Here is a 22,271-nt window from a genome sequence, read left to right on the forward strand (position 1 = left end):
TGCTCGTGTGCGCACGATCGAACAGACCCTCGAACTCCAGGCCGACGCGGCGATCCACAAGATCGAGGGGATGCGGCATCCGCTGCGCTTCACCGTGTCGGGCATGCTCGCCGGCGCCTACGTCGGCATCGCCGTCGTCCTGATGCTGAACGCGGCAGGCCCGTTGGCCGAGGCCGGCGCCGGGTGGGCGAAACTCGTCAGCGGGCTGGTGTTCGGCGTCGCGCTGACCCTCGTGGTCTTCGCCGGTGCGGAGCTGGTGACGTCATCGATGATGACCCTCACCCAGGGCACGCTCATGCGGGCGACGTCTCCCGGCTCGGCTTTCGGTGCGCTCGGGTTCACCTTCGTCGCGAATCTTCTCGGCTCAGCACTGTTCGGAACGCTCGTGGCGCTGGCGGGAGTTCTGCACGCGAATCCCGCCGCGGGTGCGATGCTCGAGGCGATGCTGGATGCCAAGGCGCACGAGTCGCCGATCGAACTGTTCGTTCGCGGCATTCTCTGCAACGTGCTCGTGTGCCTCGCGATCTGGATGGTGGCGCGTTCGACCACTGACGGCCCCAAGTTCGTGGTGATCTTCTGGGCGCTGCTGGCCTTCATCACCTCGGGGTTCGAGCACGTCGTGGCGAACATGACGACCTTCACCCTGGGGCTTGCCACCGGCGTTCCGAGTGCGACCTGGCTGTCGTTCGGTACCAACATGCTGTGGGTAGGCCTCGGCAATCTCGTCGGCGGCGCCGTTGTCGTGGGCATCGCCTACTGGGTGATCGGCGGATCTCCGAGATGGCCCGCAGCCCGCGTGCTCACCCCCGAGGAGGCGCAGGCGTCGGTGTGACGGATGCCGCCAGTTGCGTCATCCGACGTTGACGCATCGCCAAGAACAGCGGGAAGGTGAAGGCGAAAGCCGTGAGGCCCGAACCGACGATGTAGAGCCACGCGAAGCGCATGCCGAGTCGACGCGCTTCGGCCACGATGAGAACGCACCCCGCGACAGCGACGACCAGCAGGTCGACCGTGATCGACGACACCGCCGGACCGCTGGTGACGAGGTCGCCGATGAAGTCCCGCAACTGGATGATCGCGAGGGCGTTGAAATACCACGTACCGGCCAGCCCCGCGACAGCCAGTGCGAGATACGTGAGGGCAAGCGGGCTCCAGTGACGGCTCATGCCTCGATCTTGTCGCGGGGTGACGCGTCGGTCCAGGTGCGTGCCTCGGGCAGGATGGATGAGTGACCGATGACTTCGCCGACGGATCCACGCCCGCTCCTGCCGATCTTGACGCTCTCGCCGGTCGGGGGAGCGAGATCCGCCTGATCGCGGTCGACATGGATGGAACCCTGCTCGACGGCGAAGGTGCGGTGCCCACGGCGCTGTGGCCCCTGTTGGGTCGCCTCCGCGATGCGGGTATCGCGTTCGCGCCCGCCAGTGGCCGACAGCACGCCACGCTGCGGCGCGAGTTCGGTGCACACGGTGACGATCTCGTCTTCATCGCCGAGAACGGCACATTCGTGACGCGCGGCGACGAGGAGCTCAGCTCCGACGTCATGGACCGTGACTTCGTCATCGACCTCATCGGCGACATCCGTGGTTTCACGCATGAGGTCGGTGTCGTGCTGTGCGGCAAGGCCTCGGCATACATCGAGCGAACCGACGATGCCTTCCGGGATCAGGCCGAAAAGTACTACGCCCGGCTCATGGACGTCGAGGATCTTCTCGCCGTGGACGACGAGATCCTCAAGGTCGCGGTGTTCGATGTCGAGGACGGGGAGAAGCACACGGCGCCCGCACTGGAGCGGCACCGCCTGACTCACCAGGTCGTCGTGTCAGGGCACCACTGGGTCGACGTCATGAACCAGGGTGTCTCCAAAGGCAAGGCGCTTCGCGCCATCCAGGACCTCCTGAACGTGACGCCGGAGCAGACCGCGGTGTTCGGCGACTACCTCAACGATCTCGACATGATGGATGCCGCCGACTTCTCCTTCGCGATGGCCAACGCGCATCCCGATGTCGCAGCCGCCGCCCGATACCGGGCGCCATCCAACGTCGACCACGGCGTCATCCGCGTCCTCGAGCGCCTTCTGGACTGACGGCCCCGGCGGCGGGTGCCGAGGGGCAGGATGGAACCATGATCTCGATCCCCACTCTCACCCTGGCCGATGGCACGACCTTCCCCCAGTTGGGCTTAGGTACCTACGGGCTGCGTGGCGCAGACGGCACAGACGCGATCGTCTCAGCCATCCATGCCGGGTACCGGCTGCTGGATTCCGCCGTGAACTATGAGAACGAGCGTGAGGTCGGCGAGGCAGTCCGCCGGAGCGGACTGGACCGGGACGAACTGATCGTGACGACCAAGATCCCCGGGCGCGACCACGGTTACGACGAGGCACGGCGCAGCGCGGGCGAATCGCTCGAACGTCTCGGCCTCGACCGCATCGACCTGTATCTCATCCACTGGCCGAACCCGAGCGTCGACAAGTACGTCGACACGTGGCGCGCGATGATCGACCTGCGGGCCGAGGGACTGGTCCGATCCATCGGGGTGTCGAACTTCACCGAGTCGATGCTCGATCGCCTCCAAGACGAGACGGGCGTGATGCCCGTCGTGAACCAGGTCGAACTCCACCCCTACTTCCCGCAGGCGCCGCTCCGGGAGTACCACGCCGCTCACGGCATCCGCACCGAGAGCTGGAGCCCGCTCGCGCGCCGGAGCGAGTTGCTGAACGAATCCGTGATCAGCGACCTGGCGACAGAGCTCGGCGTCAGCCCCACGCAGGTCGTGTTGCGCTGGCACGTGCAGATCGGGTCCACGCCCATTCCCAAATCCGCTCACGCCGGCCGCCAGCGCGAGAACGCCGATGTCTTCGGGTTCACGCTCACCAGCGAGCAGGTCGCGGCGATCTCCGCCCTCGAGCGCGGGCGGCTCTGGGACGGGGACCCCACCACGCACGAAGAGATGTGACGCCGACGGGGTCTCGGGCAGCGGCCGGCTGTCAAGTCCCTCGCTGAGCGGGCCCCACCGCGGGATCCTGATGCCGTACGCGCCGCGCAGATCGCGCGCCCCATGGCGAAAGGAGCTCGACATGACCGACAGTGCACGAGACCCCCTCGAAGAAGCCGATACCGTCGAGCAGATCGCGCCTATCGAGGGAGCAGAGCCCACGGAGGACCCCCAGCGCTCCTCCGACGACGGGCCGGTCGAGGACGCCGCGGTCGACATCGATCCCGACATCCAGCCCGACGCCGAACGGCCTGCCGATCCGGCATCCGACCAGCACAACCCAGCCGTCCAGCCCGGGGCAGCGCCCTCGTCCGAGGCTCAGCCCGAGACGCAGGGCGACGAGCCGCTGAGTGCAAGACTCGGCGAAGCCGGGCAAGGAGACCTCGCCCCCGAAGACGAGTGAGCGGGCCGGAGTCAGCGGAAGCGGTGGTCTTCGGGATGAAGGCGCGCACCGCGTCGCGGTTCCCGGGGGCCGCCCGCCCCCAGGAGCCGGATGACCCGCTGCCGGTGGCCCGCCCAGGGCGAAAGAAGCTCGAGCATCCCGTCATCGTCGGTGCGTGATCCGGTCAGGGCGTAGCCGACCTCGTGGGCGAGGTGGTAGTCGCCGACGCTGACGGCATCGGGGTCTCCGAAGGCCTTGATGCGGGTCTCCGCCGAGGTCCAGGGCCCGATGCCTGGTCGGCTGAGCAGGATGCGGTCCACACCCTCGGTGTCAGGTGCGGCGAGGAGGGCGCTGACAAGAGAGGTGCCTCGCGCGGCGATCCGCGCGATCGTGCGGGACTGCGGCGGCTCGAGCCCGGCGCGGTGCCACTCCCACGACGGGATGCGCCGCCAGCCGTCGATGGTCGGGGGTGCGAACATCGGTCTCGGCGTCGGTCCGGGAGCCCGCGTCCCGTGGCCGGTCACGACCCTTCGCCAGGCGCCGAACGCCTGGAGGCCCGTGACCTTCTGTTCGAACACCGAGCTGATGAGCGCATCGAAGACGAGATCGGTGCGGCTCAGGCGCAGGCCGGGATGACGATGCGCGAGGTGGGCGATCAGCGGATGCTGCGCCGGCTCGAACCCGCCGGTGTCGTCGGTCCCTCCGCACAGCGCAGGCACCTGATCGAGGGCCCACTCGGCGCCCTCGCCCCACGCCGCGGCTCGCACCGAACCGTCCGCGCAGCCCCGGAGGGCGAGTGTCGCCACACCCAGCGGAGTGCGGCTTGCGCGCCAGATCACCGCGCCGGACGTCGCCATCGTCGGGTCGTGCGCTCCGCGTCGTTGGAACAGCACTGTGGCGGCGAGGTTCAGGGGGTGTCGGGGCCGGTAGACAGTCTCGATCGGATGCGACGACCGTGCGCCGGAGGATGGTGGGGTTGTCGAGTGCGCGACGTCATCCTGAAGCGGTGGCTCACTCGTGGGCGGTGCCGAGGTCCGTGTCGGCGCGAGTGAGGTCATGCGAACACGATACGTGCGCCCGCTGACACCTCGTGCGGCATCCCGGGGGTTCGGTCGCGCCGTTGTGTCGGTGCAGAGTGGGGCGACCCGCATCAAGGCGCGACTGAATCGTGGGTCGGGGTGCGCCCGCTGACACCTCGTGCGGCATCCCGGGGGTTCGGTCGCGCCGTTGTGTCGGTGCAGAGTGGGGCGACCCGCATTAAGGCGCGACTGAATCGGGGAGAGTCGGGTCGCACGCCGCAGGATGCCGAGAAAAAGGCGACCCTACGAGCTCAGAACCGGTCGGGCGACGGGGTGCCGTGGCCGTAGCGGATGACGACGTCGGCGTGACGGTCGAAGCGGTAGCCGACGCCGCGTACGGTTCGCACGATGTCCTCGTACCGGCCGAGCTTCGAGCGAAGGCGGCGTACGTGCACATCGATCGTGCGCTCTCCCGGCACCTCGCCGTCATCGGCACTCTGCCAGAGCGAGGCGACCAGCTCCGACCGCTCGATCGTGCGACCTTCGCGCAGCACGAGGTACTGGAGAAGCTCGAATTCCGTGAACGTGAACGGAGCCGTCTCGCCGTCGATCACGATGCGCTTGCGCGAGATGTCGAAGACGACGCCACGCGCGGAGCGGTCGGTGTCTTCGGGCTCGGTGGCGGGGGTGGCTGCGGCGATGGCGGAGGGCTCACGCAGCGCGCGACGTACGACATCCACGTCCCGACCACCCGCGCCTCGGGGCGCGAGCGCCACTGTGGCATAGGTCTCGGCATCCGGTGCGAGCTCGGCAAGCGTCCGGCGCAGGGCATCGACAAGGACGGGGAGCGAGACGCCGGCAGCGGCTGCCTTGGCCTCATCGAGCCCGACATAGAGGGCGAAGCCGCGGGGAGCGCGCGCGGCCGGCTCTTCGGCGATCGGGGGCACGGCGTGCAGGTGGCGGGCCGGAGCGGGGCGGGTGAGGAGGGCGGTGTTCGACATGGGGATGATGGTCCTTGCGGAGGGCCCGGGTGGTTCGGGCGGTGCTGTTGCGGTGACCCGAGGGTCGGTGTCGAGCGCGGTTCTGATGGTCGCGCTCTGCGTGAGGGCTAGGGGCAGTGCGATCTGGAATCGCAGAACACGCCCCGCTGAGCTGTCGTCAGCGACACATTCGACAACACATGACTGAGCGGCCGGCCATCATCATGCCGGCAGTTCCGTTCGCCTCCCAGGCGGACAGGACATGCGCGTTGTCAGTCATGCGGCTGATTATGACCGACCGTGTCGAACTGCGTCAAATCACGGTCATCGCGCCCGACACCCCTGGTTCCTGCCGCGCAATCTGCTCAGTCGGAGAGGAGTCGCCTTGCCACTTCTTCAGCCACTCGCTCCGGTCTTCACGGCTACCGGCGAGGTGGCGTTCTATCTCCCGCCCGGCACGTGGACGCACCTTCTGACGGGGGAGCGCGTCGCGGGCGGCGCATGGCGGACCGAGGTCCACGGGTTCGACAGTCTGCCGCTGTACGTCCGGCCCGGAGCCGTGCTCCCCTGGGGTGCGCGCGAGGACCGCCCCGACTACGACTATCTCGACGAACTCGCGCTGCGTGTCTTCCCGGGGGGAGCGGGGATTGCTAGCGTCACGGTGACCACCCCCGACGGGCGAGTCGATACCTTCGAGGTCGACCGCGCCGCGGTAACCGAAAAGGAATGATCCAGAGTGAGTGAGCAATGACCGGTTCGCCTGATTACCGTGATTCCGGCCTCGTCTTTCCCGACGACTTCACGTTCGGTTCGGCGACCGCGTCGTATCAGGTGGAGGGCGCGTTTGATGAGGACGGGCGTGGACCCTCGATCTGGGACACGTTCAGCAAGACGCCCGGCAAGGTGTGGAACGGTGACACGGGGGATGTGGCGTGCGACCACTACCACCGCTGGGAGAGCGATCTCGACCTCATGGCGGAGTTGGGTCTGGACGCCTATCGGTTCTCGATCGCGTGGCCCCGCATCGTGCCAGCGGGCCGCGGCGCGGTGAACCAGGCGGGGCTCGACTTCTACTCGCGACTCATCGACGGTCTGCTCGCGCGAGGCATCAAGCCGGTAGCGACGCTCTATCACTGGGATCTGCCGCAGCCGCTGGAGGATGCCGGCGGTTGGGCGAACCGCGCGACCGTGGATGCGTTCGAGGAGTACGCGCGGATTGTGGGCGCCGCGTTCGGTGACCGGGTCCACACCTGGACGACGCTGAACGAGCCGTGGTGCTCCGCGTACCTCGGGTACGGCCAGGGCGGTCACGCGCCGGGCAGGCATGAGCCGGCTGCTGCGCTCGCGGCGGTCCACCACCTGAATCTTGCGCACGGCCGGGCGGTGCAGGCGCTGCGGGCGACATCGGCCGGGAACCCGCAGTACTCGGTGACGTTGAACTTCCACGTGCTGCGCGGTCAGGGTGATGGTGCAGCGGAGGCGATGCGCCGCATCGATGCGCTCGCGAACCGCGCGTTCACGGGGCCGATGCTGCGGGGGGAGTACCCGTCCGACCTGCTGGAGGACACGGCATCGGTGACCGACTGGTCGTTCATCCGTGACGGGGATCTTGCCGACATCCATCAGCCGATCGACGTGCTGGGCGTGAACTACTACTCGACCGCGACGGTGCGGATGTGGGACGGGGTCTCTCCGAAACAGCAGAACGATGGTCACAAGGGCGCCGAGGGCGGCACCGCGTGGCCTGGCAGCGACCAGGTCGTGGAGTTCGTGGAGCAGCCCGGCCCGTACACGGCGATGGGGTGGAACATCGCGCCCGAAGGACTCGAGGAACTCCTCGTATCGCTGCACGACCAGTTCCCGGGCCAGGCGCTGATGGTCACCGAGAACGGCGCAGCATTCGACGACACCGTGGCAGCCGACGGTTCGGTCCCGGACCCGGAGCGGCTGGACTATCTGCGCCGGCACTTCACGGCGGCCCACCGTGCCATGGCTCGCGGTGTCGACCTGCGCGGCTACTTCGTCTGGTCCCTGCTCGATAATTTCGAATGGGGGTACGGGTACGCCAAACGCTTCGGTATCGTTCGCGTCGATTTCAACACGCTCGAACGCACCGTCAAAGACAGTGGCAGGTGGTACCAGCAGCTGGTCGCAACCCACCGGATTCCCGCGTAACCCTCAGGCGCGACATCCGCCGCAACGCCGGAGCCGTCTTTCGCGCGCGAGCGTACCCTGGAGGAATGAGCGAGACGCGGTTCACCGACCAGAAGGATGCCTCCCGGTACACCCTGCACGTGGGGGATGACCTGGTCAGCGCGCTCGACTACAACGACGACGGTCGATCCGTCGCGATGACCCGGGCCTTCACGCCGCCGCCGTTTCGCGGCAAGGGCTACGCGGCCGAGATCGTCGCGCGCGCCGTCGCGGAACTAGAGGAGCGCGGCGACCGCGAGATCATCCCGGTCTGCTGGTACGTCGCTGAATGGTTCGACCGGCATCCCGAGCACGCCGGCATCCTCAAAGCTCGCGCCTGAGCACCCGCGTCAGCGGGATGCTGGCGCAGATTGTTGGCGCATACGGTCGTCTCGCCGAGAGGCGGCGACCATATGCGCCATCTTTTTCGACGAACGCGGCAGTATTCGGCAGTTTGCTTGCAACGCCGCGGCGAAGCGTCCGTAACGGGCGCGCTCTAGGATGCTGCGAACGAAGGAGGAACGCCGTGAAGTCGAAGCGCGTAACCCTCGCCGATGTCGCCGCTGCCGCCGGTGTCTCGCGGACGACCGCCTCACTCGTGCTCTCGGATCGAGGCGACGAGCTGCGGATCTCGGAGGCGGCGCAGCAACGCGTGCGTCGCGTGGCCGCCGAACTCGCGTATCGCCCGAACATCCTCTCGTCAGCGTTGCGCCGCGGATCGAGCCGGACGATCGGTTTCGTCTCCGACACGGTGGCGACCTCGCAGCTGGCCGGAGACCTCATCAAGGGTGCCCTCGAACACGCACATCGCAACGGGTACATGCTCTTCATCGGTGAGACCGAAGGTGCCCCCGACGAAGAGCGGCGCCTCGTGCAGGGCATGATCGACCGCCAGGTCGACGGGCTCATCATCGCGTCGATGTTCACGCGTGTGCGTGCGGTGCCCGCGGGAATCGATCCTCGCAGCGTCGTGCTGCTGAACGCGCTCCCCGAAGACAGTGCGGTCGGAACCGTACCCTCGATCGTGCCCGATGAGTACTCCGCGGGGCGCGCGGCGGTCGAAGTGCTCCGTGCCGCGGGGCACTCCCGCATCCACCTCCTCGGTGCCGGTCCCGGGCCCGACGATGTCCCGGTCCAGACCGTCGCGGGGTCCGAGCGACTGCGCGGCATCCTCGACGCCCTGGCAGAAGACGGACTCGAGCCAGCCAGCGCGCGGCTGTGCTCGGTGTGGCTGCCCGAGGACGGATGGGCGGCGGCACGCTCGCTGTTGGAGACCGGCGTGCGCGGTGAGGCCATCATCACGTTCAACGATCGTCTCGCGTTCGGTGCGTATCAGGCGATCCAGGAGGCGGGACTGTCGATCCCGGGCGACTTCTCGATCGTGTCGTTCGACGATCATCAGCTCGCGAGCTGGTTGCGGCCGCGTCTGACGACCTTCGCGCTGCCCCACTACGAGTTGGGGGCGCTCGCGCTGCAGGTGCTGCTGGAAGACGACGCCCCGGACTGGGGGACTGTCCGGCGGGTACCGATGCCGCTGCGCATGCGCGAGTCGGTGGCGGGCCCCGGAGGCGCGCCGACGGGTGCCGGGCGCCGCTCGGCGGCATCCCCATCGCGCGAGGCTGCAGTATCTCCGTGAGCCTCGGACCCGATGTCGGGAGCCCGCCGTAGCGTGAGGGCATGCGCATCCTCCACACCTCCGACTGGCACATCGGGAGGTCGTTCCACGGCCACTCGACGCTGCCAGCGCTGCGGGAGGTGCTCGATGCGCTCACCGACCAGGTTCGAGACAACTCCGTCGATCTCGTGATCGTCGCGGGCGATGTCTTCGACTCATCGACGCCGCCGGCCGAGTGCTACACGCTGCTCACCGACACGCTCTCGGGGCTCGCTGACGCCGGTGCTGCCGTGGTCGTGACCAGCGGCAACCACGATTCGGCGGCCCGCCTGGGATTCCAATCCGGCCTTTTGCGGTCGGGGATTCACGTTCTGACCGACCCGGCGACGCTCGACGCGCCGATCACGCTGACCGACGCGCACGGGCCCGTCCACGTCTACGGCATCCCCTACCTCGAACCGGCACTGCTGCGCCGGACCTGGCCCGGCGAGAAGCTCCGCACGCAGCACGACGCCATCGCTCACGCGATGGGACTCATTCGCGCAGACCGTGCTACGCGGGGTGGTCGCTCGATCGTCGTGTCGCACTGTTTCGCCGCGGGGGTCGATCCCACACCCGGCCTCGAACGAGACATCCAGCAGGGCGGACTCGACGTCGTCCCCCTCGCCGAATTCGAGGGCATCGACTACGTCGCACTCGGACACATCCACGGTCGTCAGCAGCTGGCCCCCGCGGTGCGGTACGCGGGAGCACCGTTGCACTACAGCTTCGGTGAGGCCGACAAGCCGCGCGGCTCCTGGCTTGTCGATCTCTCGGCAACCGGCGAGGCCTCTGTCGCCTGGCTCGATCTGCCGATACCCCGCCGCCTCGTCACAATTCGCGGGACGCTCGATGACCTGTGCTCCGGCGCCGACCACGAGCACGCCGCGAATGCGTGGGTGCGGGCCGAATACACGGATGCGACGCCGCAACGGGATCCGCTGCGCCGCCTGCAAGCGCGCTTCCCCTTCTGCGCCGCCGTCGTGCACGCTCCCGAGAGCCGGCACGACCGTGACGAGCAGACCTACGCGGGCCGCGTCCGGACAGCCCAGACCCACGTCGAACTGATCGATGCGTTCCTTGCCCACGTCCGCGAGGGCGAGGGAGCGAGCGAAGCCGAGGCCGCGCTCATCGCTGACGTGCTCGCCGATCGCGCGGTCGCGGAGGCCCTCGCGTGAGGATCCACAGGGTCCAGATCGAGGGGTTCGGTCCGTTCCGCGAACGGCAGGATGTCGACCTCGACGCACTGGCCCCGTCGGGGGTGTTCGTGATCGCCGGTCGCACCGGAGCGGGCAAGTCCAGCATCCTCGATGCGATCTGCTTCGCCCTCTACGGCACGGTCCCGCGCTATGACGGCGTCGATCGTCGCCTGCGCAGCGATCACTGCGGCCCCGACGATCCGACGCAGGTCACGCTGGAGTTCAGCACCGGAAGTGACCGGTGGCGCATCTCGCGGTCGCCGGACTACGAACGCCCCAAGCGCCGCGGCACCGGCATGACAGTCGTCGCCGCCGACGCGCTGCTGGAGCGGCTGGAGACGGACGCGGATGGCGGCGAGCGGTGGGTAGGTTATGCGGCGGGTCCGCGCGACGTGGGCCACGCGATCGACGAGGTCGTCGGCCTTTCCCACCAGCAGTTCCTGCAGGTGATCCTGCTCGCCCAGAACCGTTTCTCGCAGTTCCTGCTGGCCGGAAACACCGACCGGCAGCGGGTGCTCCGAACGCTGTTCGGCACCCAGATCTACGAGGACTACGAGAAGCGGCTCGACGAACGCCGCCGCGAGTCCGAGCGCGAACAGGAGCGCGACACCGGGCACCTGCAAAGCCTGCAGAGTGACATCGAAACGCTCGCACGAGAGGCCGGATGGCTCGTTCCCGACGAGACGGTCGACCTCGAGCGGCTGGCCGCCCGCGCCGGGTACGACCTGCAAACCCGCGCCGACGCCGTTGACCGGGCCGAGGAGGCTCTCGCCGCCGCGGAGGGCGAGCACACCCGCGTGCGCCAGTTGCGCGAGCAGCAACAACAGCGCAACGCCGCGCGCGAGCATCTGGCAGCGATCGAGATCGAATCCGAGAGACTCGGGCCGGATCGAGTGCTCCTCGAGAGAGCCCGCGCTGCGGAGCCGCTGCGCGCCGCGATCGAAGAGGCGGGCCGTGCTCACGCCGACGTCGAGGCGACGGGCAAGAGCGAGGCGTCGATACTCGCTGACGCTGTCGCGGGGGTAGACACCGCCCTCACTGTCGACGAGTTGTTCGCCGCGGCTCAGGCTCTTACGGGCGACATCGCGCGATGGCAGGATGCCGAAGATGCCGAGCAGCAGCTCGCTATGTACCGCGCCGATCTGAACCGCGCAACCACCCAAGCGGAGGCGGTTCGGGCGGTTCTTGCGGTGACACGCGACGCGCTCACCGTGGCTGAGCAGGAGCGGGCGCGGCTCGGCGACGAGATCGAAAAACTGTCCATCGCTGCGGCTGGACTCGATGCCGCCCGCGCCGAGAGCGAAGACCTAGCCATGCGCCTGGTCGCCGCGCGAGAGGCTGAAACCGCGGCAGGTGAGCTTGTCGACGCGAGCGCTGACCGGCTCACGGCGTCGCGTGCCGTCGAGGAAGCTGTGGCAGCGTGGGGACAGCTGATGCGTCGGCGCCTGGCCGGGTTCGCCGCGGAGCTTGCCGACGGGCTCACGGATGACGATCCCTGCCCCGTGTGCGGGTCGCTGGATCACCCCGAGCCCGCTCCGAGCAACCACGATCCCGTCACGGATGCCGTCCTCGCGGCCGCCGAAGAGGATCGCGACCGCGCCCTGGCGGCGGATCGCGAGAGCGCCGCACGTCACACCGCGGTCACCGCGCGCGTCGACGCCGCGCGTGCTCGGGCGCGAGGTTCGGTCGACGAACTTCATGCGCGTCAACGCGAGAGCCAGTCCCGGCTCGAGCTCGCCGAGCGCGCAACCGAGGCGCTCGATCGCGCCCGTTGTCTGCGAGGCGAACTCGAGGCACGCGAGAACGAACTGCGGCGAGAGCTGGACGAGGCTGCCGCTCGCCTGACAGAACTCGACACGGCCCGCACCGTACTGGGCGGGCGGATCACGGAGGCCGAGGAAGCCGTCGCTACTGCGCGCGGTCCTTTCCCCAGCGTTCACGCACGGATCGCCGACGCCGAGGCTCGGCGACGAATGGCGCAGTCGCTCGCGGAGGCTCGCCGTGCCCACGAGCTCGCGCTCGAACGGGTACGGGATGCCGATCGCGAGCTCGACGCGGGAGTCGCGGCGTCCTCGTTCCCTGATGCGCCGTCAGCACGTGCCGCGCTGCTCACACCGATGCAGCTCGAAGACCTTTCGTCGCGGCTGAGCGATCACGACGCCGCCAAGCGCATCGCGAAGGAGCGCCTGCTCGAGCTCGAACTGCAGCTCGCCGATGCCCCCGATGACCTCATCGACACTGACGCGTCGCTCCGCGAGGCAACGGCAGCCCGGGAGACGTGGCAGCGTGCCGTCGCCGAACTGGCAGCGGTCCGCGAACGCGTTGCACGTTTCGGCGACGTGCGCGCGGCAATCGAGAGGCTCAACCAGGACGGCGAGCAGCGGCGCGAGCGGCACCGGATGCTCGTCCGTCTGGCCGACACACTCGCCGGGCGCGCCCCGAACACCATGCGCATGACGCTCGAGACGTTCGTGCTCGCCGCCGAACTCGAAGAGATCGTCGCAGCCGCGAACCTGCGCCTCGCCGATATGTCCGACGGGCGCTATCGCCTGGAGCACACCGACGCACTTGCGCGGCGAGGTGCAGCTTCGGGCCTCGGGCTACACGTCCACGACGCGTACACGGGACGATCGCGTCCGCCCCAGTCACTCTCCGGTGGCGAGACCTTCCTTGCCTCACTCGCTCTTGCCCTGGGCCTGGCAGAGGTCGTCACGAGCCGCGCGGGCGGCATCCGGCTTGACACGCTGTTCATCGATGAGGGGTTCGGATCGCTGGATGCCGAGACCCTCGAGCTCGCGCTGCGGACCCTCGACGACCTGCGCTCGGGTGGCCGCACGATCGGCGTCATCAGCCACGTCGAGGCGATGAAAGAGCAGCTGCCGATCGGCATCCTTGTCGAAGCGTCGCCGCACGGCTCAAGGGTGATCACGGAGGCCGCGCCCAGCCTGCTCTGATCGAGATCCTGCTGACCCGAGCGGGCCCTCGCCCCACCGCCCGGGCATACGCTGGCAGAGTGAGTGCGGATTCGACAGCTTCGTCCCAGCCGCGCACCACCGACATCCCCCTCACCAATGCCGCCCGGTGGCGAGCGTTCGCTGTCGCTGCCGGCGTCGCCGCCATCACGATCCTCGACTTATCGAAGGTCAACGTTGCACTGCCTTCGATCGAACAGGCTCTGGGCGCCGGTTCCACCGAGCTTCAGCTGATCGTCTCGGGCTACGTCCTGACCTTCGGTCTGTTCCTGGTTCCCATGGGGCGCCTCGGCGACCAGCGATCGCGTCGTGCACTGTTCCTCGTGGGCCTGATCCTGTTCACGCTCTCGAGCTTCGCATGCGCGCTGGCCCCAAACATCATCGTGCTCATGGTCTTCCGGCTGTTGCAGGGAGTGGCTGCCGGCATCCAGATGCCGCAGGTGCTCGGCCTGATTCAGCAGATCTTCCAGGGAGCAGAACGCGGGCGTGCGTTCGGCTTGTTCGGAGCGACGATCGGGCTGGCAACGGCATTCGGCCCGACGCTCGGAGGGCTCATGATCGCCCTGGGCGGTCCGAATGACGGCTGGCGCTGGATCTTCTGGATGAACGTTCCGTTGGGAATCGCCGCCATCGCCGCGGCGGTCTGGGTGCTGCCCACCACTCGCGTCCCAACCGGGCGTCGCATCGCGCTCGATCCGGTCGGCGTGGTCCTTTTCGGTATCACGGTGCTCGCGTTGATGTGGCCGTTCCTGTTCACCACCGGTTCGCCCGACGATGACCCGCGCCGGTGGTGGCTGCTGACCGTCTTCCTCGTGTTCGCAGCGCTGTTCGTCGCCTGGGAGCGGCGGTACGCTGCCCGCGGGCACGCGCCGCTGATCCCGTTCACGCTGTTTCGGATCGCGTCGTACCGCAACGGCACCCTGTTGGCTACCTCGTATTTCGCCGCACTGCCGGCGCTGTTCCTGCTGACCACCCTGTACCTGCAGACGGGGCTCGAGCTCGAGCCGGTTTTCGCCGGTATGGTCACCATCGGCTTCGCGCTCCCCAGCGCGCTGGCCTCGTGGGTCGGCGGCAACCTCGTGACCCGCATTGGCCGCCCGCTGGTCGTCGGTGGACTCATCATGGTCCTGGTGTCGGCGGTCGGTCTCGTGATCGTCGCCGTCTTCGCGAGCCCGGAGCTGACCCCGTGGTTGATGGGAACCGTCATGATCCTCGGAGGCCTGGGTGGCGGGCTGGTGATCTCGCCGAACCAGACCCTCGCCCTTGCGGATGTGCCGGTGTCAGAAGGCGGTCTTGCGGGGTCGGTCGGCCAGCTCGGTCAACGAATCGGCACGGCTGTCGGGACGGCGGTAGCTCTTGCCCTGTTCTACGCCACGATCTATCGCGAAACCGGCAGCCGAGATTCGCTCGTCGTCTACCACGACGCCTATCTGATCGGGATGTCGTCGGTTGCCGTGTTCATCGCGCTGTCGTTCATCGTGTCGATCGTCGACCTTTCGCGGCGCCGGGCCGCAGCGCGCGATGCCGAATCCGACGAGTCCGACGAGCATCGCGCCGGCCCCACCTGACCCGCCTTTCACGCGAGTTGTCCCTGCTTCAGCCGAGTTGTCCCTGCTTCAGCCGAGTTGTCCCTGCTTCAGCCGAGTTGTCCTTTCTCGCGCCGAGTTGTCCTTCGTTCAGCCGAGTTGTCCAGTCCGGCTAGCTACAGACCGTAGTCGCTGCGCACGCGTTCCAAGAGCAGCACGCTGCAGGCATCCGTCGCCTCGCCCCAGTCGCTGAGGGCACCGTCCTGCGCCCGATCCGAGACCGCCTTGAGAACGCGAATGGGAACGTCGTACTGCTGCGCTACCCACACGTAGGCGTACACCTCCATGTCGACGAGGGTTGCGCAGAGGTCACGGATGCCTGCGGCGACGTCTGCGTCGTCGACGAAGTGGTCGCCGGTAGCGATCGTGTGGCCGCTCCCGCCAAAGGAGAGCATCGCCGGCAGCGATACGTGCTGCCCCACGACGTTGTCGAGGTCGGTGACGTCGTGCTGGATCGCGGCAGTGACTTCGTGCACGGTGGCCTCGACATCCTCGTGGATGGCACCGGCGGTTCCGACAACAACGATCTCGTCGTAGCTGCTGCGTTCGAGGGCGCGGGTCAGTGCATGAGTCGCCTGGAGCTTGCCGGGGCCCGTGACGAGACGGTCGAAACCCGGGAGATCGTCGGGAAAGGCAACGAGCTCGCGGTCGAGGGCAGCAACGAGAAGTCTCATGCCTTCATTTTGCCCGGCGTCGCCAGGTGGAAGCTTTCGTGCTGAGCGGCGAAGATGGAGGCGACGACAGGAGGACGTGAGTGAAGTCTGTGGTGCTGGAGACGCCCGACGGGATCGACGTGAGACTCGGCTGGGACCCGTCGATGAGCGAGCACGACCGGAAGCGGGTACTGGCCAAGGAACTCGTCGCCGCCAAGCTCAAGCTCGACCCGAAAGACGTCAGGGTCGAGCGCGAGGCTCCCGCGCAATTCGGGTTCCACACGCAGCTGTTCGCCAGCGTCGATGGAAAGGAGCTCTCGTTGCAGATCCGCAATGCGAGCTTCCGCGCGGCAACCGTCGTGGCGCTGACCGATCGGCCGTACACGATCGGGCTCGACATCCGCGACCTGCATCCCGATGACGCAACGATCCACGAGATGCAGCGTCACTCGCACCTGTTCGATGAGACCAACATCCTGAACCTCATCGACCACTGGACCCGCGTGCAGGCCGTGCGCGAAGCCGACGGTCGCGGGGCGCGCGTCGTGCCGGACGTGGTCAAACTCGACGCGACCCGGCAGCGCGGGTGGGTGCCTGATCGCAGGGCGCAGTACACGATCCTCGACCTCTCCCGCGACGGCTTCGTCGTGACGCTTGCCTTCGCTGACGCCGAAGACGCCCGCACGCCGGTGTGACGCTGACCCCGTGAGACGGATCAGGCGTCGGATGCCGGGCTGAGCGCGGCATCCAGCTCGGCGAGCCAGGCCCTGGCGTTGCCATCGGATGGCGCGCGCCAGTCTCCGCGCGGCGAGAGGGACCCCGCCGGAGACACCTTGGGACCGTTCGGGATGGCAGACCGCTTGAACTGTGCGAACCCGAAGAAGCGCTGCAGGAATACCCGCAGCCAGCGCACGACGGTCTCGCGGTCGTACGCGTAGCGCTCATCGAGGGGGAATCCGGGGGGCCACGCGCCGGCGTCAGCTTCTCGCCACGCCCGCTCGGCGAGGAAGGCGATCTTCGAGGGACGGATGCCGTAGCGCAGCACGTGGAAGAGGGTGAAGTCGTGCAGCGCGTAGGGTCCGATCCGATCCTGCGTCGATTGGATCTTGCCGTCCTCGTCGGCGGGAACCAGCTCGGGGCTGATCTCGGTGTCGAGCACCGACTGCAGCACGGTGTTCGCTTCGGATGTGAGGGCAGCGGCTCCCTGATCCTCGCCGTGCGCGATGACCCACCGGATGAGGTGCTGAATGAGGGTCTTGGGAACCCCGGTGTTCACGGCGTAGTGGCTCATGTGGTCGCCGACGCCGTAGGTCGCCCAGCCGAGCGCGAGCTCCGACATGTCGGAGGTTCCGATGACGATGCCGCCGTTCTGGTTCGCGAGACGGAACAGCAGATCGGTGCGCACCCCCGCCTGCACGTTCTCGAACGTCACGTCGTAGATCGGCTGGCCCTGGCTGAACGCGTGTCCGATGCTGCGGAGGATCTCGGATGCCGTGGCGCGGATGTCGATCGTCTCGATCGAGGCGCCGATCGCTGTCGCCAGGGCTACCGCGTTCGACTTCGTGTGGTCGCTGGTCGCGAAGCCGGGGAGGGTGTACGCCAGGATGTCGGAGCGCGGCCGCCCCATCCTGTCCATTGCCCGTGCGACGACCAGCAGGGCGTGCGTCGAGTCCAGCCCGCCGCTGACGCCGATGACGGGTTTCGGGTCGCCGATCGCCCGCATCCGCTGCACGAGGCCCTCGACCTGGATGTTGAAAGCCTCGTAGCAGTCCTGAGCGAGGCGGGCGGGGTCGTCGGGCACGAACGGGAACCGATCGAGGTGCCGGCGAAGACCGATGTCCGTGGCCGGCGGATCCAGGACGAACTCGATAGTGAGGAAGTCCTCTCCTCCGAGCGCGCCGCGGTTGTCGTCGAACGTCCCCTGACGGATCCGGTCTTGCCGCAGCCGATCGAGATCGACATCGGCGATGCTGCGGCGGGGGCCGTCGGGGAACCGTTCGGTCTCGGCCAGCAGGGTGCCGGCCTCGTAGATCATCGTCTGGCCGTCCCACGACACATCGTTGGTCGATTCGCCGAGGCCCGCTGCCGCGTAGACGTATGCGCTCAGGCACCGCAGCGACTGGGATTGCACGAGGATGCGGCGATCGTCGGCGCGCGCAATGGTGATCGGACTTCCCGAGAGGTTCGCGATCACGCTCGCGCCGGCCAGCGCTGCTCGGGACGACGGCGGGACGGGCACCCACATGTCCTCGCACACCTCGACGTGCAGGGTGAGGCCCTCGACATCGCGCGCCTCGAAGAGCAGGTTCGTGCCGATGACGGTCTCGAGCGCGCCGATCCGGATCGCCTCGCCCGACCACGCCTCGCCCGGTGCATACCAGCGCCGCTCGTAGAATTCGCGGTAGGTGGGCAGGTACGCCTTCGGCACGACGCCGAGCACCTCACCACGGTGGATGACGACCGCGCAGTTGTAGAGCCGGTTGCGGTGGTGCAGCGGGGCGCCGACCACGAGCACGGGGAAGAGGTCGACGGATGCTGCCACGATCCGCTCGATCGCGCTGGCCACACCGTCCAAAAGCGCGTCCTGCATGACGAGGTCATCGATGGCGTAGCCCGACAGGCAGAGCTCGGGGAACACGGCGATAGCGACGGCATCCGCATCGCATTCGCGCGCTGCCGCGAGGACCGCTTCGGCGTTCGTGGCGGGGTCGGCTACCGCGACGGGGATCGTGCACGCCGCGACGCGCGCGAACCCGTGACGGTAGGCGCTTTCGAACGGCAGGCTCATGCTCACGCCTCCAGTCTCGCACTTCGCGTGTGCGCACGCCGAGAAGTCCGAGACTGCATCGTGCCCGGGAGGCAGCGCGAAGCAGACGCAGGCTCGCGGGCACGATGCGGTCTCGTCGAGGTATCGGCGATAACCGCGCATCCCGGCTGGGTCGTGTCGGATGCCCCGGCTATCGTCGGGAGCGGAAAGGCATCATGCGATACATCGAGAGCGAGCGTCGGTTCGTCTGGAGTGCGAGCGACCTCAAGGCCGCCGCCGAGTGCGAGTTCGCCTGGGTGCGCGCCATCGACGCGAAGCTCGGTCGTATCGATCCGGTCGAGGATCCGGTAGATCTCACCCTGGAACGTGCCGGACGCTTGGGTGGCGTGCACGAACGCCGAACTCTCGAGGCTTACCGCGAACGCTTCGGCGGCGCGGTCGTCGAGATTCCCGAGACCGCCTCCTCGGATGCCGAAGCCCTTGCCCGTGCCGTCGCGCTCACCAACCAAGCACTGCTGTCGGCTGACGCGGTCGTGATCTATCAGGCCAGCTTCGCCGACGACGAGTTCGTGGGCTTCGCGGACTTCCTTCTGCGGGATTCGGACGGGCGCTGGATCGTTCAGGACACGAAGCTCGCCCGTCACGCGCGTGTCACCGCCCTCATGCAGCTGGCGGCATACGTCGATCGCCTCGACCAGCTCGGAGTGCCCCGGGCGGACGAGGTCCAGCTGCTGCTCGGCGATGGATCGACCAGCACTCACCGCGTCGACGACCTCCTTCCGGTCTATGCCCTGCGCCGCCAGCGGCTGCGTGCGCTTCTGGAAGACCGGCTCTCGGCATCCGTGCCGATCGCGTGGGATGACCCGCGCGGCGAGCTTGGCGTCGTCGCGTGCGGCAGGTGCCCGACGTGCGAGATCGAGGTCGTCGCGACCCGGGATCTGCTGCTGGTAGCAGGCATCCGTCCCGTCCAGCGCGAGCGGATGCAGGCAGCCGGCGTCCGCACAATCGATGATCTGGTCGGCGCGAGCGCGACACCGGCGGGGATGAACCCCGATACCTTCGCGATGTTGCAGACCCAGGCGAGACTGCAGCTGCGAACGGCCGCCGGGGTGGGCGCCTTCGACTCGTCGGCCGCGGTGGATGCCGTACCCGGTGCCCCTGCCGCGCCACAGCCACCGCCGTTCGAGGTCGTCGCACCGGCTGCCCTGGCCGCTCTGCCGAGGCCCGACCACGGTGACCTGTTCTTCGACTTCGAGGGCGACCCGCTCTACACCGAGTCGGTCGCTGGCGACGCGAGCGGGCGCGAACAGACGATCTCGTGGGGCTTGGATTATCTATTCGGCTGGGTCGATGACCGCGAACAGTACAACGCGCTGTGGGCCCACTCCTTTGCCGACGAGCGCGCTGCCCTCGAGACCTTTCTCGACATGGTCGCGGTACGCCGGCGGGCCCACCCTGGGATGCACATCTACCACTACGCGCCCTATGAGCCCACCCACCTGTTGCAAATGGCCGCGCGGTACGGCGTGCGTGAGGCGGAGGTCGACCGCCTGCTGCGCGACGGCGTCTTCGTTGACCTTTACCCCGTGGTCAGGCGCGCCCTGCGGGTAGGGTCGCGGTCCTATTCGATCAAGAAGCTCGAGCCGCTCTACATGGGCGACGAGGTCCGCACGAGTGACGTGCAGCGCGGCGATGACTCGATCGTGCGTTACGTCGAGGCGCGGGCGCTCGCCGAAGACGGTGACGCGGATGCCGCACAGCTCATCCTCGATGACATCGCCGACTACAACCGCTACGACTGCGTCTCGACCCGGCGCCTGCGTGACTGGCTCGTGGACCGCGCCCGCGAGACGGGTCGGCGCCCGGCAGCGAATCCGGAACCGAGCGAAACCGGCTATGAACCCTCGCCGCAGGCGACGACTCTGCTGCGCCTTGCCGGCGAGACGCCCGATGCTGCCGACGCGCAGGCGCTGCGCCTGGCCGCCGCCGCGATCGACTATTACCCGCGTGAGGCGAAGTCGTTCTGGGCCACTCACTATCTGCGGCTTCGTGAGCCGATGTCTCTCTGGGAAGACACGCGAGACGTCATCGCGGTGGATCCGGCGCGTTCGCGCATCCGTGAGGACTGGCACAGGCCCGAGGGCTCCCGAGCCGATCGACGCGTCGTCGAGGTGCGGGGTGAGCTCGCTCCCGGCACGCGACTGCGCCCCGGCGCGGATCCCTTCGCGATCTACGAACTGCCCGCGCCCTTCCCGTTCGACGCTTCCCCGCGATGGATCCACGCCGATCATCGGGTCACCGTGATCGAGGAGCTCGAGGACGGCGTGGTCATCGAAGAGCGAGCGGTCGAAGGCTTCACATGGCAGGAGCTGCCGATCGCGTTGACGCCCGCCGCCCCGCCCCGCGCCGCAAGCCAGCAGACCGCCATCGACGCGTGGGCGGCTGGGGTCATCGAGGCCCATCCGGATCTCCCGAAGGACCCGGCATCCGACATTCTGCGGCGGCGCCCCGCTCGGTTGCTTGCGAGCGAACCGGTTGCAACCGCTGAGAACTCGGACGACGTTGAGGCGCTCGTCGATGCCGTGCTGCGGCTCGACCACAGTGCGCTGTCGGTGCAGGGTCCGCCGGGTACCGGAAAGACCTACGTCGGTTCGCACGTGATTCAGCGGCTCGTCACCGATCACGGGTTCCGCGTGGGAGTCGTCGCCCAATCGCACGCGGTGGTCGAGCACATGCTCGGTCGTGTCATTGCGGCGGGGGTGCCCGCTTCCCGCGTCGGCAAGGCGCCGAAGGACGCTGACGCCGAGGTGCCGTTCACAGTGATCCCCAAGAACGGCGTTGCGGCGTTCGCGGCCGAGAACGCTGCAACGGGATTCGTCGTCGGCGGGACGGCGTGGGACTTCAGCCACGAAGGGCGGGTGCCGCGGGGGAGCCTCGACCTGCTCGTGATCGACGAGGCCGGTCAGTTTTCGCTCGCCTCGACGATCGCTGTCGCGCTCGCAGCGCCCCGGCTGCTGCTCATCGGCGACCCCCAGCAGCTTCCGCAGGTGAGTCAGGGGACGCATCCGGAGCCGGTCGACACGTCGGCTCTCGGGTGGATCATGGACGGCGAAGACGTCATCCCGCCGAGCTTCGGGCGCTTCCTCGCGGCGTCGCGGCGGATGCATCCGGCGGTCACGGCCCCCGTCTCTGACCTGTCGTACCGTGGCGCGCTGCGCGCTCACCCCAGTACCGCGCTCCGGCGCCTCGAGGGTGTGGAAGCCGGCGTCATTCCTCTCCCGGTCCGTCATCACGGCCGGGCTACCCAGTCGCCTGAAGAGGCAGATGCCGTCGTCGCGCTCGTGCGCGATCTCGTCGGGCGCTCGTGGACGGATGTCGTTGTTGACGACAGCGACGGCTCGGCAACCAGCGCGACAACCCGGCCGCTGCAGGCTTCCGACATCATCGTCGTGACGCCCTACAACGCGCAGCAGGTTCTCGTGGAGTCAGCGCTCTCGGCCGCAGGCTTTCCCGAGGTTCCGGTCGGGACGGTCGACCGCTTTCAGGGCCAGGAGGCGGCTGTCGCGATCGTGTCGCTCGCGGCATCCTCGGGTCGAGACGCGCCTCGAGGACTGGAGTTCCTGCTGCTGCGCAACCGCCTGAACGTCGCCATCTCGCGGGCGATGCACACCGCCTACATCGTCTACTCGCCGGGGCTGCTCGATGACCTTCCGCGCACGCCCGACGGGGTGGCCCGCCTCAGCGGATTCGCGCGCTTGGTCGGCGCCGTACCCGCCGAGCCGGGCAGAACGACGGATGCCGGTTCGGCGGTCCGTGCGATGAGTGCGGTGGTTCCCGGCGGGGATACCCCCGTCGGCTAGTATCCGGCC

Annotated in this window: 18 protein-coding genes; 13 read left to right on the top strand and 5 right to left on the bottom strand. The window is 68.3% G+C overall.

Going from position 1 to position 22,271, the window contains the following annotated elements:
* The first annotated feature begins 7 nt into the window (after positions 1-7).
* A complete protein-coding gene (locus B4F19_RS11325; protein WP_228179527.1) occupies positions 8-832 on the top strand; it encodes a formate/nitrite transporter family protein in 825 nt (274 codons plus the stop codon).
* Here the strand turns inward: B4F19_RS11325 and B4F19_RS11330 are convergent.
* On the bottom strand, positions 801-1,166 hold the full coding sequence (locus tag B4F19_RS11330) for a DUF2834 domain-containing protein (protein ID WP_228179528.1): 366 nt from the start codon (positions 1,164-1,166) through the stop codon (positions 801-803). The two genes, B4F19_RS11325 and B4F19_RS11330, sit on opposite strands and share 32 nt — an antisense overlap.
* Before the next feature lie 62 nt (positions 1,167-1,228).
* Between B4F19_RS11330 and B4F19_RS11335 the strand changes: the two genes are divergently transcribed.
* The 3 genes from B4F19_RS11335 to B4F19_RS11345 all read left to right on the top strand — a co-directional run bounded on the left by B4F19_RS11335 (position 1,229) and on the right by B4F19_RS11345 (position 3,400).
* On the top strand, positions 1,229-2,086 hold the full coding sequence (locus B4F19_RS11335; RefSeq protein ID WP_228179529.1) for a Cof-type HAD-IIB family hydrolase: 858 nt from the start codon (positions 1,229-1,231) through the stop codon (positions 2,084-2,086).
* 38 nt (positions 2,087-2,124) lie between these two features.
* Positions 2,125-2,958 (top strand): aldo/keto reductase, encoded by an 834-nt coding sequence (locus B4F19_RS11340; RefSeq protein ID WP_228179530.1) that lies wholly within the window; start codon positions 2,125-2,127, stop codon positions 2,956-2,958.
* Positions 2,959-3,079: 121 nt separating this feature from the next.
* Positions 3,080-3,400 carry a sugar ABC transporter ATPase gene (locus tag B4F19_RS11345; RefSeq protein ID WP_292735017.1) on the top strand — a complete coding sequence of 107 codons (321 nt, stop codon included), beginning with the start codon at positions 3,080-3,082 and terminating at the stop codon, positions 3,398-3,400.
* Between the two features lie 11 nt (positions 3,401-3,411).
* Here the strand turns inward: B4F19_RS11345 and B4F19_RS11350 are convergent, their stop codons facing one another.
* A complete protein-coding gene (locus B4F19_RS11350; protein ID WP_292735019.1) occupies positions 3,412-4,437 on the bottom strand; it encodes a DNA-3-methyladenine glycosylase family protein in 1,026 nt (341 codons plus the stop codon).
* A gap of 272 nt (positions 4,438-4,709) precedes the next feature.
* Positions 4,710-5,399, bottom strand: a complete 690-nt coding sequence (locus B4F19_RS11355) for a winged helix-turn-helix domain-containing protein (protein ID WP_292735022.1) — start codon at positions 5,397-5,399, stop codon at positions 4,710-4,712.
* Positions 5,400-5,763: 364 nt separating this feature from the next.
* On the opposite strand from B4F19_RS11355, the gene B4F19_RS11360 reads away from it, so the two are divergent.
* The 7 genes from B4F19_RS11360 (at position 5,764) to B4F19_RS11390 (ending at position 14,964) form a co-directional block, all read left to right on the top strand.
* Positions 5,764-6,108 (top strand): hypothetical protein, encoded by a 345-nt coding sequence (locus B4F19_RS11360; RefSeq protein ID WP_349675954.1) that lies wholly within the window; start codon positions 5,764-5,766, stop codon positions 6,106-6,108.
* 17 nt (positions 6,109-6,125) lie between these two features.
* Positions 6,126-7,553, top strand: coding sequence for a GH1 family beta-glucosidase (locus B4F19_RS11365; RefSeq protein WP_228177839.1), 1,428 nt, complete (start codon positions 6,126-6,128; stop codon positions 7,551-7,553).
* A 65-nt stretch (positions 7,554-7,618) separates the two neighbouring features.
* A complete protein-coding gene (locus B4F19_RS11370; RefSeq protein ID WP_228177840.1) occupies positions 7,619-7,912 on the top strand; it encodes a GNAT family N-acetyltransferase in 294 nt (97 codons plus the stop codon).
* A gap of 185 nt (positions 7,913-8,097) precedes the next feature.
* On the top strand, positions 8,098-9,207 hold the full coding sequence (locus B4F19_RS11375) for a LacI family DNA-binding transcriptional regulator (protein ID WP_292727324.1): 1,110 nt from the start codon (positions 8,098-8,100) through the stop codon (positions 9,205-9,207).
* Positions 9,208-9,248: 41 nt separating this feature from the next.
* The gene (locus tag B4F19_RS11380; protein ID WP_292735026.1) at positions 9,249-10,403 is read left to right on the top strand and encodes an exonuclease SbcCD subunit D; all 1,155 of its coding nucleotides are present in this window, start codon (positions 9,249-9,251) and stop codon (positions 10,401-10,403) included.
* Positions 10,400-13,378, top strand: a complete 2,979-nt coding sequence (locus B4F19_RS11385; protein WP_292735029.1) for an AAA family ATPase — start codon at positions 10,400-10,402, stop codon at positions 13,376-13,378. Before B4F19_RS11380 ends, B4F19_RS11385 begins: the two co-directional genes overlap by 4 nt.
* 59 nt (positions 13,379-13,437) lie before the next feature.
* On the top strand, positions 13,438-14,964 hold the full coding sequence (locus B4F19_RS11390) for an MFS transporter (protein ID WP_414683161.1): 1,527 nt from the start codon (positions 13,438-13,440) through the stop codon (positions 14,962-14,964).
* Positions 14,965-15,098: 134 nt separating this feature from the next.
* Here the strand turns inward: B4F19_RS11390 and B4F19_RS11395 are convergent, their stop codons facing one another.
* A complete protein-coding gene (locus B4F19_RS11395; protein WP_292735032.1) occupies positions 15,099-15,656 on the bottom strand; it encodes a nucleoside phosphorylase in 558 nt (185 codons plus the stop codon).
* Between the two features lie 80 nt (positions 15,657-15,736).
* On the opposite strand from B4F19_RS11395, the gene B4F19_RS11400 reads away from it, so the two are divergent.
* Entirely contained in the window at positions 15,737-16,330 is a 594-nt protein-coding gene (locus tag B4F19_RS11400) for a hypothetical protein (protein WP_292735034.1), read from the top strand.
* Positions 16,331-16,350: 20 nt separating this feature from the next.
* On the opposite strand, the gene B4F19_RS11405 is transcribed toward B4F19_RS11400, so the two are convergent.
* On the bottom strand, positions 16,351-18,423 hold the full coding sequence (locus tag B4F19_RS11405; protein ID WP_292735113.1) for an NAD(+) synthase: 2,073 nt from the start codon (positions 18,421-18,423) through the stop codon (positions 16,351-16,353).
* Between the two features lie 194 nt (positions 18,424-18,617).
* On the opposite strand from B4F19_RS11405, the gene B4F19_RS11410 reads away from it, so the two are divergent.
* Positions 18,618-22,262: a TM0106 family RecB-like putative nuclease gene (locus tag B4F19_RS11410; protein ID WP_292735036.1), complete on the top strand. Its 3,645-nt coding sequence runs from the start codon at positions 18,618-18,620 to the stop codon at positions 22,260-22,262.
* The last annotated feature ends 9 nt before the right edge of the window (positions 22,263-22,271 follow it).

This window comes from Microbacterium sp. UBA1097, assembly GCF_002313585.1.
Taxonomy (GTDB): Bacteria; Actinomycetota; Actinomycetes; order Actinomycetales; family Microbacteriaceae; genus Microbacterium.

What these genes read in the sequence shown, in the direction of transcription:
- B4F19_RS11330 (WP_228179528.1), bottom strand. Translation starts at nt 1,166, where the DNA reads ATGAGCCGTCACTGGAGCCCGCTTGCCCTCACGTATCTCGCACTGGCT.
- B4F19_RS11340 (WP_228179530.1), top strand. Translation starts at nt 2,125, where the DNA reads ATGATCTCGATCCCCACTCTCACCCTGGCCGATGGCACGACCTTCCCC.
- B4F19_RS11345 (WP_292735017.1), top strand. Translation starts at nt 3,080, where the DNA reads ATGACCGACAGTGCACGAGACCCCCTCGAAGAAGCCGATACCGTCGAG.
- B4F19_RS11350 (WP_292735019.1), bottom strand. Translation starts at nt 4,437, where the DNA reads ATGACCTCACTCGCGCCGACACGGACCTCGGCACCGCCCACGAGTGAG.
- B4F19_RS11355 (WP_292735022.1), bottom strand. Translation starts at nt 5,399, where the DNA reads ATGTCGAACACCGCCCTCCTCACCCGCCCCGCTCCGGCCCGCCACCTG.
- B4F19_RS11365 (WP_228177839.1), top strand. Translation starts at nt 6,126, where the DNA reads ATGACCGGTTCGCCTGATTACCGTGATTCCGGCCTCGTCTTTCCCGAC.
- B4F19_RS11370 (WP_228177840.1), top strand. Translation starts at nt 7,619, where the DNA reads ATGAGCGAGACGCGGTTCACCGACCAGAAGGATGCCTCCCGGTACACC.
- B4F19_RS11380 (WP_292735026.1), top strand. Translation starts at nt 9,249, where the DNA reads ATGCGCATCCTCCACACCTCCGACTGGCACATCGGGAGGTCGTTCCAC.
- B4F19_RS11395 (WP_292735032.1), bottom strand. Translation starts at nt 15,656, where the DNA reads ATGAGACTTCTCGTTGCTGCCCTCGACCGCGAGCTCGTTGCCTTTCCC.
- B4F19_RS11405 (WP_292735113.1), bottom strand. Translation starts at nt 18,423, where the DNA reads ATGAGCCTGCCGTTCGAAAGCGCCTACCGTCACGGGTTCGCGCGCGTC.
- B4F19_RS11410 (WP_292735036.1), top strand. Translation starts at nt 18,618, where the DNA reads ATGCGATACATCGAGAGCGAGCGTCGGTTCGTCTGGAGTGCGAGCGAC.